General features: G+C 65.4%; 11 protein-coding genes and 1 pseudogene. 5 read left to right on the top strand and 7 right to left on the bottom strand.

Annotation, left to right across the window (positions count from 1 at the left end; genetic code table 11):
• Nucleotides 1-44 precede the first annotated feature (44 nt).
• Together AM590_RS04940 and AM590_RS04935 are read left to right on the top strand one after the other, a co-directional pair.
• The gene (locus AM590_RS04940; RefSeq protein ID WP_082677669.1) at nt 45-1,379 is read left to right on the top strand and encodes a phosphoglucosamine mutase; all 1,335 of its coding nucleotides are present in this window, start codon (nt 45-47) and stop codon (nt 1,377-1,379) included.
• A gap of 146 nt (nt 1,380-1,525) precedes the next feature.
• Nucleotides 1,526-2,122, top strand: a complete 597-nt coding sequence (locus tag AM590_RS04935) for a SprT-like domain-containing protein (RefSeq protein ID WP_058826493.1) — start codon at nt 1,526-1,528, stop codon at nt 2,120-2,122.
• Nucleotides 2,123-2,154: 32 nt separating this feature from the next.
• Here the strand turns inward: AM590_RS04935 and AM590_RS04930 are convergent, their stop codons facing one another.
• Complete coding sequence (locus AM590_RS04930) at nt 2,155-2,349, bottom strand: hypothetical protein (RefSeq protein WP_058566131.1); 195 nt, start codon at nt 2,347-2,349, stop codon at nt 2,155-2,157.
• 405 nt (nt 2,350-2,754) lie between these two features.
• Between AM590_RS04930 and AM590_RS04925 the strand changes: the two genes are divergently transcribed.
• The gene (locus tag AM590_RS04925) at nt 2,755-3,444 is read left to right on the top strand and encodes a DUF1028 domain-containing protein (RefSeq protein WP_058826532.1); all 690 of its coding nucleotides are present in this window, start codon (nt 2,755-2,757) and stop codon (nt 3,442-3,444) included.
• Between the two features lie 45 nt (nt 3,445-3,489).
• On the opposite strand, the gene AM590_RS04920 is transcribed toward AM590_RS04925, so the two are convergent.
• The 4 genes from AM590_RS04920 to AM590_RS04905 are packed head-to-tail and all read right to left on the bottom strand — an operon-like array spanning nt 3,490 to nt 9,187.
• Nucleotides 3,490-5,643: an ABC transporter ATP-binding protein gene (locus AM590_RS04920; RefSeq protein WP_058826492.1), complete on the bottom strand. Its 2,154-nt coding sequence runs from the start codon at nt 5,641-5,643 to the stop codon at nt 3,490-3,492.
• A complete protein-coding gene (locus tag AM590_RS04915) occupies nt 5,640-6,539 on the bottom strand; it encodes an ABC transporter permease (protein WP_058826491.1) in 900 nt (299 codons plus the stop codon). Before AM590_RS04915 ends, AM590_RS04920 begins: the two co-directional genes overlap by 4 nt.
• Entirely contained in the window at nt 6,539-7,498 is a 960-nt protein-coding gene (locus tag AM590_RS04910; protein ID WP_004977946.1) for an ABC transporter permease, read from the bottom strand. The genes AM590_RS04915 and AM590_RS04910 overlap by 1 nt, the downstream gene beginning before the upstream one ends.
• A 15-nt stretch (nt 7,499-7,513) precedes the next feature.
• Complete coding sequence (locus AM590_RS04905) at nt 7,514-9,187, bottom strand: ABC transporter substrate-binding protein (protein ID WP_058826490.1); 1,674 nt, start codon at nt 9,185-9,187, stop codon at nt 7,514-7,516.
• A 404-nt stretch (nt 9,188-9,591) separates the two neighbouring features.
• Between AM590_RS04905 and AM590_RS04900 the strand changes: the two genes are divergently transcribed.
• Both AM590_RS04900 and AM590_RS04895 read left to right on the top strand, forming a co-directional pair.
• Entirely contained in the window at nt 9,592-10,839 is a 1,248-nt protein-coding gene (locus AM590_RS04900) for a Zn-dependent hydrolase (protein ID WP_058826489.1), read from the top strand.
• Nucleotides 10,840-11,240: 401 nt separating this feature from the next.
• Nucleotides 11,241-12,056, top strand: coding sequence for an IclR family transcriptional regulator (locus AM590_RS04895; RefSeq protein ID WP_004043255.1), 816 nt, complete (start codon nt 11,241-11,243; stop codon nt 12,054-12,056).
• An 851-nt stretch (nt 12,057-12,907) separates the two neighbouring features.
• Here the strand turns inward: AM590_RS04895 and AM590_RS04890 are convergent.
• Together AM590_RS04890 and AM590_RS04885 are read right to left on the bottom strand one after the other, a co-directional pair.
• On the bottom strand, nt 12,908-13,684 hold the full coding sequence (locus AM590_RS04890) for a universal stress protein (protein ID WP_058826488.1): 777 nt from the start codon (nt 13,682-13,684) through the stop codon (nt 12,908-12,910).
• A pseudogene (locus AM590_RS04885) lies at nt 13,677-15,147 on the bottom strand (APC family permease). The gene AM590_RS04890 and the pseudogene AM590_RS04885 overlap by 8 nt, the downstream one beginning before the upstream one ends.
• Between the last annotated feature and the right edge of the window lie 203 nt (nt 15,148-15,350).

Raw genomic sequence — 15,350 nt, 5'->3', positions numbered from 1 at the left:
ATTATCCGACCGATAGTAAACATCCCTTGGACGGACAGTGGGGTATGTTCGCACCATCACGCATTCGCGGTTCGTACGGGACGCAGGTGACCGCGAAACTCGCCCTCAAAGCCGGTCGCGCCCTCGCCGGAATGGGTGACGAAATCGTCGTGGGTCACGACCCGAGCGACAGCGCTCGTCTCCTCGCGGATGCGGTCGCAACCGGCGTCTGCGAGTGCGGTGGCACCGTCCATCGACTCGGACCGGTTGCGAGCCCAACCGTCTCTCACGGCGTGAGGCGACTCGGCGGCGACGCCGGCGTGGCGGTGACGACCGTCAGCGACCCCGCCGAGGACACCGGGCTGAAACTGTTCGACGACGACGGCTCGCGCCTCTCGTGGGAGCGACAGAGTAGGGTCGTCCGCCGGGTCAACGGCTCGTCGGCCGAGGTCGCCCCGTGGGACGAAATCGGCGAGGAACGTCGCTGGGACGACGCCACGGCGCATCACCTCGACCATCTCTGCGAGGGACGAACTTCGGTTTCCGACACGCGCGTCGTGGTTGACGTTGGCGAGCGGGACGACGACATCATGGCCGAGGCGCTCGAACGTCTCGGCTGCGACGTCGAGCGCCTCGACGGAACCGCAGACGACTCGTTTCCGCGCCGTCGGGTCGCCGCGGGCGACGATGCGTGCGGGACGCTCCGCCGAGCGGTCGCGGCCTCGAACGCCGATATCGGTCTGGCTCACGACGCCGACGCGGACCGCCTCGTGGCCGTCGACGAGACCGGCGAGGTCGTCGGCGGAGACGCGCTGTTGGGGCTGTTCGCACGCGAGGCAGTCCGCGATGCGGACGGAGACGCCCGCGTCGCCGTGCCGCTGGAGGCGAGCCGTCGCATCGGAGAGGTCGTCTCCGACGCGGGCGGGAGCATCGTCCGGGTCGAGATGGACGGGATTCCGGGGTCCGGACCGGCTGCGGACGCGGACGTCGTCTTCGGCGGCGAGCCGACCGGCGTCTACCAGTGGCCGGCCGAGTCGCCCTGCCCGGACGCGACGCTCTCGGCGATTCGCCTCGCGCGGCTCGTCGACGAGGGAGACGCGCTCTCCGAGCAGGCGGGCGACGTGGCGGCGTACCCACTGTTTTTCGACTCGTTCGCGGTCGACAACTGCGCCCGCGAGATGACGCGACTGGCGACCGAGTGCCAAGAACGCTTCGACGACGTTCGGACCGACGACGGAATCTTCGTCGAGCGCGACGACGCGTGGTTTGTCGTCAGGGCGAGCCGAACCGAGCGCGTGCTTCGCGCGACCGTCGAAGGAACGTCCCGAGACAGCGCGAAGCGGCTGTTCGACGCGGTGCGGGCGCTCGTGTCCGACGAGAAAACGACGCTCACCGCCTGACCGCGTCCACACCTGCACCCACACCCGAACCAACATCCATACCCGCACTAATCCACACCCACACCCGAATCAACACCGCTCGTCGGTGACCGTTGCGGGTGGGCACAACACACATATCGGCTCGCTCCGAACCACGGCTCGGAATCGTGGGACACGAAGATGGGAGCCCCGGCGGGTACGACGCTATCGAAACCGGCGACGAGTTGGTGAGCTGGTCACGGACGTACTGCCGCCACGCGGCGAGCCAATACGATTTCGACGTGGACTTACACCGGGTCCAGTGGGAAGTGTCTACCCGCGCGAAGCGGCGGGCGGCGGCGGTGAAGACACCGAACGTTGACGACGCGGAGGTCGGGGAGCCGAGGCGGTGGACCGGCACGTCCTCGCAGTCGGTCGAACTCGACATCGCACCCACGTGTACCATGTCGCTGTCGTGGCGGGCGTTCGAGTCGTTCGACCGCGGGGAGTGGACCGCGACGCTCCGACACGAACTGGTTCACGTCGAGCAGTTTCAGGCGTTCGGCGCGACCGACCACGGCCCGGCGTTCAAGCGCCGCGCCGAGGCGGTCGACGCGCCGGTCCGCGTCCGCCGGTTCGCGGAACCGAAGTACACCCTCACCTGCGAGGCCTGCGGCGCGGACGTCGCCTACCGCTACCGCGAGTGCAAACTGGTCCGCGAGTCGTCCGCCTATCGATCCGCCTGCTGTGAAGCGCCGCTCGACTGCCGGGAGCGGCAGGACTAGCGGGCGAAAACCACGTTCCGACCGCCCAACGACTACCGACTCGGCGGGTGCGCCCGTGCCTCCCGAATCGCCACGAATGCGACGGCGAGAACGAACACGAGCGCCAGGAAGAACTCGACTCCGGGAACGGTTCCGGCGACGGCCCAGACGTACACGTCCTCCGCACCGAGGATGACGAACAGCGCGACGAGAATCGCCACGCCGGTTCGACCGATACCCAGTCTCATACGTCGGTCTTGCCACCGCGACAACATAAGCGTTGGAGACGACCGCCAGCCCGAGAGACACGTGGTATTGCCCGTCAACACAAATACTACGCCACCGCAGAACGGCCCCCAGATTAGCTTTTCCGCTCAGCTCGAATCTGGGATGACAATGCAATTATTCACGTCTATTTCAAAAACATCCGGATAAGAAACTCCGATAAATAAGATATTGCGCTGAGCAATAATGTATTTTATTGGGAATTCTATTGTGGCAGTCGAGAATAGAAACAGGACACGGGACCCGGGGCGGGGTTTGACAGGGAACTAACTGTTACGCTGCGCTCGGATACCACCCGCGTCACCGGTCCGCCCCGCGAGAGGGAGAGTATTTACCGCGCGAGCGTGACCGAAGCGCAGTACCGAACCATGCGACACGTCCCAGGAACCTTCTCGATAGCGGCGCGCGACCCCGAGGCGAACGTCTTCGGCGCGGCGGTGACGACTGGCACCGTCGCCGTCGGCGCGACCTGCCCCTACGTGAGCGCCGGCGGCGCGGCGGTCACGCAGTCGTACACGAAGACCGAACACGGCCGCGACGCGGTCGCCCGCGCGGAAGCCGGCGAGCGCATCGACGACGCCTTCGAAGCTCTCCTCGACCACGACAACCACGCCGCGTACCGACAGGTCCACGGCGTCGGCGCGGGCGAGGAGTTCGCCTTCACCGGCGGCGAGTGCGTCTCGTGGGCCGGCCACCGCGTCGGCGACGACTACACCGTCGCGGGCAACATGCTCGCCAGCGAGGCGGTCGTCGAGACGACCGCCGAGGCCTACGAGTCCGCCGACGGCGACATGGCCGAGCGACTCGTCTCGGCGCTCGAAGCCGGCGAGGCGGCGGGCGGCGACGACCGCGGCGAGATGAGCGCCGCACTGCTCGTTCACGCGCCGACGCCGGAGTTCTACCACAACCTCCGGGTCGACCTCGCCGACGAACCGGTGTCCGACCTCCGGGACCTGCTCGCGGAGGCGCGGCGCGCGAAAGCCCAGATTCGACGGGAGACGGACGCACAGTTCGGCGACTACCCCGACGAAATTCTCGACTTCGGCGTCAAGTACTGACCCGACTTCGGCGTCAAATACTGAGAAGAGACCGCGCGGGCGGCGTCAGTCCGAGTCGGCCGGACTGGTCTCCGCGCGCTTCGACGGCGTGATAAAGGAATCACGCTGGCTCATTTCCTCCTCGGAGAGGTGACAGGAGATGTAGTGGTCGCCGCCGTCGACCGCTTCGAGTTCCGGAAGGTCCTGCTCGCAGACGTCGCCGATTTTCTTCGGACAGCGCGTCTGGAACGGGCACCCCGACGGCGGGTTGATGGGACTCGGGACGCTCCCCTCAAGCAAGATGCGGTCCGTCTCACGGTCCGGGTTCGCGTGGGGGACCGCTGACAGGAGGCTCTCCGTGTAGGGGTGGAACGGCGGCGAGAACACCTGCTCGATGCTCCCGAACTCCGCGATCTTCCCGAGGTACATCACGGCCACGCGGTCGCAGATGTGCCGGATGACGCCGATGTTGTGCGAGATGAACAGGAACGAGATGTTCTCGTCTTCCTGAATTTCGTTCAGGAGGTTGAGAATCTGCGCCTGCACGCTCACGTCGAGCGCCGAGACGGGCTCGTCGCAGACGATGAGCTTCGGTTCGACCGCGAGCGCGTGCGCGATGGCGACGCGCTGTTGTTGGCCCCCGGAGAACTCGTGGGGGTACTTGCTCGCGGCGGCCCGCGAGAGGCCGACGCGTTCGAGCAGGCCGCCCACGCGTTCGCGCTTTTCCTCGCCGGTGGCGATGCCGTGTTTCTCCATCGCGCGCCCGACGATTTGGCCGACGGTCTTCCGTGGGTTGAGCGAACTCTGGGGGTCCTGGAATATCATCTGCATCTCGCGGCGCAGACTCCGAATCTCCGAGGAGCCGAGTTCGTGGAGCGGCTGTCCCTCGAAATACACCTCGCCGTCGGTCGGTTCGAGGAGTCGGAGCGCGGTGCGAGCGACCGTGGACTTGCCACAGCCGGACTCGCCGACGAGCCCGACGGTCTCGCCGGGGTAGACGTCGAAGCTCACGTCGTCGACGGCCTTGACGTGCCGCCGCTCGACGGTCGGCAGGCCGCCGCCCTCCCACGAGAGGTGGACGTTGCCGAAGACGCCCTCGCCGGCGTTGAAGTACTTCTTCAGGTTCCGCACCTCGAACAGCGGCTGGCCGCTGCGGTCGATATCGCGGCGGCCGGTCCCGGCTTCGGGGACCGTGCTCTCTGAGAGGTCGAGGTCGGCGGCGTGGAGACACGCCGCGCGCGACGAGTCGTCACCGACGGCGTCGAGCGACGGGTCGCCGCCGGTCCGACACGCCTCGGTGGCGTGGGGACACCGCGGAGCGAAGTTACACCCGCTCGGAAGATTCCCGAGGTCGGGCATCGCACCGTCGAGCGTCGGCAGTTCGTCGTAGTCCGTATCGACCTCCGGGATGGAGTCGATGAGCGCGCGGGTGTAGGGGTGCCGCGGCCGGTCGAACAGGTCGCCGAGTTCGGCAGTCTCCACGAGGTTCCCGGCGTACATGACACCGACGTGGTCACACGTCTGGGCGACGACGCCGAGGTTGTGGGTGATCATCAGCACGGCCGTCCCCTCGCGCTCCTGCATCTCGTTGAGCAGGTCGAGAATCTTCGCCTGCGTCGTCACGTCGAGCGCGGTCGTTGGCTCGTCGGCGATGATGAGGTCCGGCTCGCAGGAGAAGCCGATGGCAACGAGGACGCGCTGGCGCATCCCCCCGGAGAACTCGTGGGGGTAGTCGTCGATGCGCTCTTCGGCGTCTGGGATGCCGACGTCGTCCATCGACTCGATGGCGAGGCGGCGCGCCTCCGACTTCGAGACGACCTGGTGGCGGCGAATCGTCTCCGTAATCTGCTCACCGACGGTCATCACCGGGTTGAGCGACGACATCGGGTCCTGCGGAATCATCGCGATTCGGTTGCCGCGGATGTCGCGCATCTCGGCTTCCGTCTTCTGCAGGAGGTCTTCCCCGTTGAAGACGACCTGCCCGCCCGTGATTTCGCCGGGCGAGTCGATGAGGCGCATGAGCGACCGGGCGGTCACGGACTTGCCCGCGCCCGACTCGCCGACGAGCCCCATGGTCTCGCCGCGGTCGAGCGAGAACGACACTTCGTTGGAGGCGACGATGGGGCCGCCCTCGGTGCGGAACTCGGTTCTGAGTCCGCGCACGTCGAGCAGCGGGCCGTCGTCGGCCTCGGCGTCGGTTGCAGTGGTGGGAGCGCTCATTCTATCGCCTCCACTTTGGGGTCGAGCACGTCACGCAGTCCGTCGCCGAGCATGTTGAATCCGACGACGGCGATGCCGATAGCCAGCGCGGGGAACAGCAACATCCACGGCGCGGTCTCCATGAAGCCGCGACCGGTGTTAATCATCAGCCCCCACGAGGGCCGCGGCGGCTGTGCACCGAGGCCGAGGAACGACAGGCTCGCCTCCGCGAGGATGGCGAACGAGACGTTCAGCGATCCCTGCACCAGCATGGGAGCCATGCAGTTCGGGAACACCTCGCTGAAGACGATGCGCGAGTCGCTCTCGCCGCGGGCGACGGCGGCCTCGACGTACGCCTCGTTGCGCTCGGCTAACGCCGCGCTCCGCGAGACGCGGGCGATGTACGGCGTGTAGACGAACGCCAAGGCGATGACGACGTTACTCAACTCCGGGCCGAGGACGACGAGCAGGGTGAGCGCGAGCAACACCGGTGGGAACGCCATCGCGGCGTCCATGACGCGCATCAGTATCTCGTCGGTTAACCCGCCGGCGTAACCGGCGACGACGCCGACGACCGCTCCGACCGCGAGCGCGCCGGAGATAGCGCCGAAGCCGACGTACAGCGAGATACGACTCCCCATGACGACGCGGCTGAAGATGTCGCGGCCGAGGTCGTCGGTGCCGAACGGGTGTTCGACCGACGGGGCCTGCGAGCGGTCTTCGATGTTCGTCGCGTCGATGGGATACGGCGCGATAATCGGCGCGAAGATGGCGACGAGCACGAGCAGCACCACGATGGAGAAGCCCAGCATCGCCTTCGTGTTGCTCCGGAACTTCCGGACGAACCGGGCGATACGGTCGCGCTGTGACTGCGTGATGGTGAACCGACCGCGTTCGGTCTCTTGTTCGGTCGCCATCAGTCGTCACCCCCGTAGCGGATGCGCGGGTCGAAGTACGCGTACAGCAGGTCTGCGGCGAAGTTCGAGAACATGTAGATGAGTGCGACCACGAGGATGCACCCCTGAATCAGGGGGATGTCGCGGCTCTGAATCGCGGTCAGCGTCAGCCGACCGATGCCGGGCCAGAAGAACACCTCTTCGAGCACGACGACCCCGCCGAACGCGTAGCTGAACTGGAACGCGATGACCGTGATGACGGGGATGATTGCGTTCTTGAGCGCGTGTCTGAGGACGATGACCCGTTGGCTCATCCCCTTCGCACGCGCGAGATTGATGTACTCCTCGCTGAGCACCTCCAGCATCGACGACCGGGTCATCCGCATGATGTAGGCGGTGAGCGCGAAGCCCATCGCCCCCGCGGGGAGGACGAGTCGCGTGAGCGACCCGACGAGGTCCTCGCTCGGGGAGACGTACCCCCCGGTCGGAAAGAGGTTCAGCCAGACGGCGAACACCAGGATGAACACCAATCCCCACAGGAAAATCGGCATCGAGATGCCGACGAAGGCGAACATCGAGGCGCTCACGTCGGGCGCTTCGTTCTGGTTGACGGCGGCGTAGACGCCGAGCGGGACCGACAACACGACGGCGACGAGCGTCGCGGCGACCGCGAGCATCATCGACCGGGGCAGGCGCTCGGCGATGAGCTGCGCCACGGGTTCACCGAACCGGAGCGATTCGCCCATGTTCCCCTGAAGGAGCCCGACGACCCAGTCGATGTACTGTACGTACAGCGGGCGGTTGAGTCCCAGTTGGGTTTGGAGCGCTTCGAGCGATTGTTCGGTCGCGTTGGGGCCCAAGATGAGCAGGGCCACGTCACCGGGCAGGATGTTGGTGACGGCGAAGGCGATGAGCGTGACGAAGAACAGCGTCACCGCCATGAACCCGACGCGCCGAAAGACGTAGTTGTACATCGACATTGTGTGGAATCTCTGTTAGCGGTCGAGCCAGTTGTCGCCGAACTGCAGCGTCGACCCGTCGGGTGCGCCGATGTCGCCTTTGTACTGCGAGGCGGCCCCGTAGAGACTCGGCTGCCACCACAGGAAGAGGTGGCCGGCGCGCTCCTCGTGGAGAATCTCCGTCGCCTGGTGGTAGAGGTCGGCGCGCTCCTGTTCGTCGTAGATGGTGCGCGCCTCCTCGACGAGCGCGTTGTAGTCCTCGTTCACCCAGTTGGTGAAGAAGAACGCCCCATTGGGGTGCAGGAACTTGTAGAACGACACGTCGGGGTACCAGAGCGCGAGGTAGGAACTCGTCGTCGCCTGGAAGTCGCGGTTGGAGTAGACGTCGGAGAGCCACGTACTCCACGTGATCTGCTGGATTTCGAGGTTAATTCCGACCTCGGCGGCGTCGGCGGCGATGACCTCCGCGGCCTGCACCTGCGTCGGGTAGGACTGCGGAATCTTGAACGTCGCCGTGAAGCCGTCGGACATGCCGGCGGCGTCGAGGTGTTCCTGTGCCTTGTCGAGGTCACGTGGGCGCGGTTCGATGTCCGGGTTGACCCACGGACTGCCGGGCGTCGCCGGGGACGCGGTGGTCTGACCGGTGCCGTAGAGGGCCGCCTCGGCGACCTTCTCCTTGTCGATGGTGTAGTCGAGCGCGAGGCGGGCGTCCTTGTTGTCGAACGGAGCCACGTCGCAGTTCAAGCCGAGGTAGACGAGCGATTTCGGGAACTGCTTCTCGAATCGAACGTCGGGGGCCTGCTCGACGCGGGAGACGTCCTTCGGCGCGATACCGTTGATGAAGTCGTACTCGCCGGCGAGGAACGACTGGAGGCGGACGCTCGGGTCCGGAACCTCGCTCTTGACGATGGTGTCGATGAACGGGCCGTCCTCGTCGGACGCGCCCCAGTAGTCCTCGTTCCGCGACATCGTGAACGAGGTCTCGATTTCGCGGCTCTCGAACACGTACGGGCCGGTCCCGATGGGTTCTTCGACCATGTCCTTCTCGGCGTTCTCGGCGGGCATGACCGACAGCTCCGCCGTCGCCATCTTCGCGAGGAACGGCGCGAAGGGTTCGGTGAGTTGGACTTCGAAGGTGTAGTCGTCGGGAGCGCGAAGCTCCTCGACGTAGTCGAAGAAGCCGGTGGCGAGGTAGTCGCCGTTCTGGACGCGCTCGTAGCTCGCCAGCACGTCCTCGGAGGTCATCTCCTTGCCGTTGTGGAAGGTGACGCCCTGCCGGAGGTTGAACGTCAGGAGCGTGTTGTCGTCGGACTGCTCCATCGACTCCGCGAGGTGCGGCTGGATAGAGTAGTCGTCCTGCAGCGCGACGACTTCCTCGTAGATGTTCTCCAGAACGCGCTTCGAGGCCGCCGAAGTGTCGATGTGTGGGTCGAGCCCCTGCACCGGCACCGCGCCGCCCCACTGGAGCGTGCCGCCCTGCTTCCCGCCGCTCGCGGCGGTCGTGTCGGTGTTTTCGGTGTCGCCGCCCTCGTCCGTGGAACCCGAGTCTTCGGTCGTGCCGTCGTCCGAACCGCCGCCCGTACATCCGGCGAGCGCCACCGCGCCGGTCGTCGCCGCCGCCCCGAGGAAGGTACGGCGGTCGAACCGACTGCGACGCGTGCCGTCGCCGGTGCTGTCGGAGGAGTCGCTCCCCTTGCCATTCTCTTGCATACAGTCGCTCAAATCCGCTACTGTGTGATAAAAATTGTGGTTGTGTGGGTACAATCACCATATCGCGACGAGAGAGATGTAATAACAGATACCACTTCGAGCGCCGAACGCGAGTAAACTGTAGAATGACCAATTTCGTCTCGTCTCTATCCGGGATTGCTCCACAAATGTCAACCCACCTCGTCGCAAACGACGGCCCACATCGGCGTCCCGCAGGTCACTCGTGGGCGACCGAACCGTCGCCGACGCGCGTCCTCGAACGACATGGTGGTGGGCAGAGTCGCAGAACCCACATCCAGCGCATCATGCCTGCTGATTTCGGGGAGTTCGCGGCCGCCCGGTACTGTCACGCATGTGACTCAATTCCAAACAGTAAAATAGGGTTAGTCACGAATCCGGGAACCATGCGAGTCAATCAGCAGCGACTCCGCAGCGACATCGAGTCGAACGCGGAGTTCGGGGCCGTCCCGACGGACGAGGGACGGGGGCGGACGGTCCTGAGCGGCAGCGAGGCGGACCGGCGGGCGAGAGAGTTCTTCTGCGAGCGCCTCCGGGACGCCGGTCTCTCCATCACCATCGACGAAGTCGGCAACATCGTCGGTCGGTGGGAGCCAGAGAGCGCGGACCCCGACGCGGCACCCGTCGCCACGGGAAGTCACCTCGATTCGGTCCCCGAGGGCGGCATTTTCGACGGTCCGCTCGGCGTCTACGCGGGGTTGGAGAGCGTCCGCGCGATGCAGGACGCCGGAATCGAACCCGTCCGACCCGTCGAGGTCGTCAACTTCACCGAGGAGGAAGGCCAGCGGTTCGGCGGCGGCCTCATCGGGTCGGCGGTCGCCGTCGGCGAGTTGGGCGTCGAAGAGGCCCTCGACATCGAGGACGCCGACGGGATTCCGCTCGGCGACGCCCTCGCTGACATCGGCTACCGGGGCGAAGGGCGCGTCGACGCCGCCGACTGGGACGCGTGGATAGAACTTCACATCGAGCAGTCCGAACGCCTCGAAGACGCGGCGGTCCCCGCCGGCGTCGTCACGAGCATCGTCGGCCTCTCGCGCTGTGCCGTCGAAATCACGGGCGAGGCCGACCACGCCGGGTCGACGCTCATGGACGACCGGTCGGACGCGCTCGCCGCCGCCAGCGAGTTCGTCCTCGACGTGGAGCGCGCGACGAACGAACGAAACGAGGTCTCCGAGACCGCAGTCGGGACCGTCGGCAAACTCGAAGTCTCGCCGAACGCGCCCAACGTTATCGCCGGGAAAGTGGACCTGACCGTCGACATCCGCGACGTGGCGTACGACTCCATCGAGTACGTCATCGACGAGGCAGAGGCGAGCCTCGACCGCATCGAGGCCGAGCGCCCGGTCGAGGCCGCGCTCTCGCACCCGTGGGACCGCAAGCCCGTCGAGATGAGTGAGCGCTGCCGCGCCGCGCTCCACGACGCCGGGATCGACGCCGACCTCGAAACCCTCGACCTCCACTCCGGGGCCGGTCACGACACCATGCACGTCGCGGCCGTCACCGACGCCGCGCTGCTCTTTGCCCCCTCCCGCGACGGCATCTCGCACAACCCCCGCGAGTGGACCGACTGGGAGGACTGCGCCGACGCGACCCGCGTGCTCGCCGGCGCGCTCGCCGACCTCGCGACCGAGTGACGAGACCGCCCGCTCGACGACTGCTGTTCTCGGTTCCGCCCTTCGCGGACCCGCGCTATCGGTTAGTTCAAATCGACTGCCACCCGTTACTCCGCGACGACTGCGTCGTCGAAACGCCCGCCAAGGCGAAGTAGGAATCACTCGTTAGAGCCATCGACGCCCGTCTTTACTCGCGATTCGACGCGAGGTGACCTGCTCAAAATACCGCGATGTTTGTACAATGAGAACACGAGACCTAAGTAGTCGTTTTTAACTGTTTCAGCGCCTGTATAGATAGTATGCGTAGTTAGAACCCTCCGAATTACGCCACTTCTAGGCAATATCTGCGAAGTTCGCGCTCGTACAGAAGTGATCGTTCGTCAAATACAAACACATATGGCATCGGGGCTTCGAACTGGACTATGGCAGACGAACACACGACCGGTTCGCCGCGGACCCTGAAGACGGTGTCTCGTGCGTTCGATGTCGTTCGGGCGCTCGAGGAGTTGGACGGCGCGCGAGTGACGGAGTTAGCAAACCATCTGGACCTCTCGAAGAGCGTCGTCTACAACTACCTGAGCACGCTTCGAGCCGAGAAGTTCGTCGTGAAGGAAGAAGACACCTACCGGCTGTCCCTGCAGTTCCTCCTCGTGGGCGAGTACGTCCGGTACCAGAACATCCTCTACCGCATCGGCAAGCCCGAAATCGAGGAACTCGCGGAGAAGACCGGCGAGTACGCGCATCTGGCGACCGAACAGCACGGACTCGGCGTCAACCTCTACAAGGTGAGCGGCGAGAAGGCCGTGGGGAGCGACTACCAGGTGAACAAACTCCAGCGCGCCGACTACCTCCACTTCTCGGCGACGGGAAAAGCGATTCTCGCGCACCTCCCGAAAGAGCGCGTCGAGTGGATTATCGACCAGTACGGCCTGCCGGGCAAGACCGAGGCGACCATCACGACCCGCGAGGAACTCTTCGAGGAGTTGGAGACGATTCGCGACCGGGGTTACTCCCTCAACGACGAAGAGGAGATAAAGGGCCTGCAGGCCATCGGCGCGCCGGTGACGAACCGCCACGGGCGCGTCCTCGGCTCAATCAGCGTCTCCGGCCCCGTCCGCCGGATGAAACAGCCGGAGTACCACGAACAGCTCATCGAGAGCGTCGTCAACACCGCCAACGTCATCGAGGTCAACGTCAACATGGAGGAGTCCGACGACGACTTCCCGACGTTCAGTTAGTCGGGCCGCGTCACCCCCAACGCCTCCGCGACGGTATCGTCCTCCCGTCGCCGACTGCCCGGCACGGTTCACAAACGGAGAACCGACGTCTCAGCCGAGTCGCGGCCGGGTCAGCGGCTACCGACGATACCGGCGCGGCGGCCCGAACGGCTTCTCTATCCTCGAATCTCGGCGTCGCCGCCGGCAACGCCGCACTCGGCTCGTCGATGTCGTCCGTCGGCCGAGAGTGACGGTTTCGAACGTCGGACGGTCAACGCGCCCCGAAAAGTTGCGAGAACGGAACATCGAAGAAGCGACACAGGAAAACGAATATCCGGTCGTATTGACCATATAAGAACACGAACCAGGAATTGGTGTGAGAAGATTCAATGATACGCCACATTCAAGCAAGTCTCCAAAGATTTCTGTGGAAATCGAGAGGCCGCACCGGCGGGGCGGGCGACGGCCACCACCCGTTGGACGATGGCTCGACATCCATGACACAATTAAGAGTGTAATGCAAATACGCACGCCGACGCGGTTTGGCTGTCGTGCGCGGACGGCCGAACCGGACCGAGCACGGTGTTCTGACCAACAGAGAAATGTATTTGTTTAGCAATAATATGAGCTATCAAACAGAGCTTCGAGAGTGGTCAGGATTCGCCAGATAATCAAAGAGCGACTGAGGTTCGGTGGAAACCGATTCAGACGCCTCTATCCACCCGAACAATTTACAATTTGTAGAAATTGTAAAAATTGTATAATTTTCAGATTTGACGGTTGTGCTCAGGCAGTCGGGGGAGTACCAACAGAAATGTTTTATATACACAAGAATACATTGGGGAGCCAACGCGGTCCGAGGTGAGTTTGCCTCACGTCGGACCGTCAGGGTTAGCGGGACCGTCGGCGTCGTCGGCATCAGGCTCAGGCTCAAGGGGCCGCCGTACCACCAGCACCGGACCGACTGTCTGCTCGGCGACTCGCTCGGAGGTCTCGCCGAACAGTCGGCCGCGGAGCGTGGGTTTCTCCTCGCCCATCACGACCACGTCGTGGTCATCCGCGCCCTCGATAAGCGCCTGGATCGGGTTCTGTGCGACGACGACGACGCGCGAGACATGCTCGCGGTTGACGCCGAGAACGGCCAGGTCGTTCGCGACCTCGCCGAGGAGGGCTTCGCCGTCCGGAACCGCGCCGTCGTCCTGGACGGCTTGGAACAGGGTGAGGTCGACGTCTCCGCGTTTTCCGACGGCCGCGGCGACTTTGGTAATCGTGTCGAGGTTGATAGCCTCCTTTATCGGAACGATGATGCGGTCGATGGTCGGAGCGGGGTTCGAGAGCAACACCGCGTCGCACTCCGCCTCCGTGGCGATGCGCTCTGTCGTCTGGTCCAGGTCGTGAGTGAACACGAGCCGCGTCTCGACGGTCGCACCGGCGGATTCGAATACCGAGACGAGTTCGTCGAGTTCCTCGCGAGCCTTCGGCTCGAACTGCTCTCTGGCCTGTTCGGGGGCCGTCTGCTCGGGTATCTCGTGGTACGCGAGCAGGACGACCGTCGTCTCCGAGAGGAGGTGAACCAGTTGGTCGGGAATCACCTGCCCCTCCAGCACCGCGACGGGGACGAGCACGCGAACGTCGGGGGAGTCACGCATCGGTGCTCACCCCCTTCAGGCGCACGTCGCGGGCGTAGGCGAAGTACCACACCAGCGCGGCGAGCGCGACGACGACGCCCACCGCCTGCGAGAGCGGTTGCATGAACGCGACGAGGCTGAAACTCGCGAGCGCCCCGAGGACCGGGACGACGGGGTAACCGGGGACGCGGAACGACGGGTCGTACCACGCGGGGTTCGACCGACGGAGGGCGACGAGCGCCACACAGATGAGCCCGTAGGTGACGAGGTGCAGGAACGACGCGACCTCGGCGAGCACCTCCGTCCGGCCGACGGTGACGAGGACGACCGTCGGTCCGCCGACCAGCGCGAGCGCGATGTGGGGCGTCCCGTACCGGAGGTTGATTCGCGCGAGTTGCGGCGGGACCAGCGCGTCGCGGCTAAGCGCGTAGAGGGCGCGTGACGAACTGAGAATCGAGGCGTTCGCGCTCGATACCGTCGCCAAAAGCCCGGCGAGGAGGATGGCGACCGCGCCGGGGAACCCGAGATACGAGCGGGCGACCTCGACGATGGCCGTCTCGCCGAAGGCGGCGAGTCTGGCGCTCCCGAACGCGCCGGTCGAGACGAGGATGGTCACGACGTACAGCACCCCGACGACGACCACGGAGCCGACCATCGCAAGCGGGAGGTTCCGGCCGGGCTTCGTTATCTCGCCCGCGACCGTCGCCACCTGCGCGAATCCGAGGTACGAGGTGAACACGAGCGCCGCCGTGGTGAAGATGCTGAGCGTCCCGTAGGGCATGAACCTCTCGGGGACGGTCTGGCGGCCGAATAACCCGAGAGTGTCGAGCGAGCCGTAGACGAGGAACACGAGGAGGATGCCGAGGAGCAGGCTCACGATACCGTTCTGGAGCTTCGTCGCGTTCTCGGTCCCGAACATACTGAGGGCTGTCAGGACGACCCCGAAGCTGACGCCGAGCACTGCCACGAGCAGTTGGGAGTCGGAAATCATCGACATCATCCCCAGCTCCGCCAGCACGGCGATAGCGTACTGTGCGAAGCCGACGAGGTAGAACGCCGAGGCGAAGACGAGTCCCAGCCAGAGACCGATACCGACGACCGCGCCGAACGCCGAGCCCATCCCGCGGGAGATGAAGTAGTACGCGCCGCCGCTTTTCGGCATCGCCGTGGCCAACTCGGAGGTCGGGAGCGCGACCAACAGCGCGATGACCGCCCCGAGCGCGAACGAGAGCGCGGCCGCGGGACCCGCCTGCCCGGCGGCGAGGCCGGGAAAGACGAAGATACCCGCGCCGACCATCGTCCCGATACCGATTGCCAACCCGCCGCGAAGACCGATCGTTCGCTCCAACTCGGTCCCGCTTTCGAGGACCCACCTCGTCGGCCGCGGCCCCGACGTCGACCGCTGGGTCCGCGTCACCGACCCCCGGCCCGTCGTCGGGCGGGTCCGCCCCAAGTACCGAACCGCCGTCGTTTCCATCGGACATTGTGGGTTCCTGTTATCACGGCTCCCCAATATATCTAATACCCGTCATATATAGGGTGGTCGGGTCGGCCGGTGGGTGCAACGCCACCGCCGACGCGTCGTCGCCCGCGACGAGAGAAAGTGTTAATCCGTCCGCGGCACGCCCTGCATGCAGAACGATGGCGCACGGAACGCGACGCGGCGGCCGGTTCGAGCGGGGTGAGC

Origin of the sequence: Haloferax sp. Q22, assembly GCF_001482285.1 — an archaeon.
GTDB lineage: Archaea > Halobacteriota > Halobacteria > Halobacteriales > Haloferacaceae > Haloferax.
The sequence above is the reverse complement of the archived record's forward strand: the minus strand, read 5'-3'. Positions and strand labels throughout refer to the sequence as shown.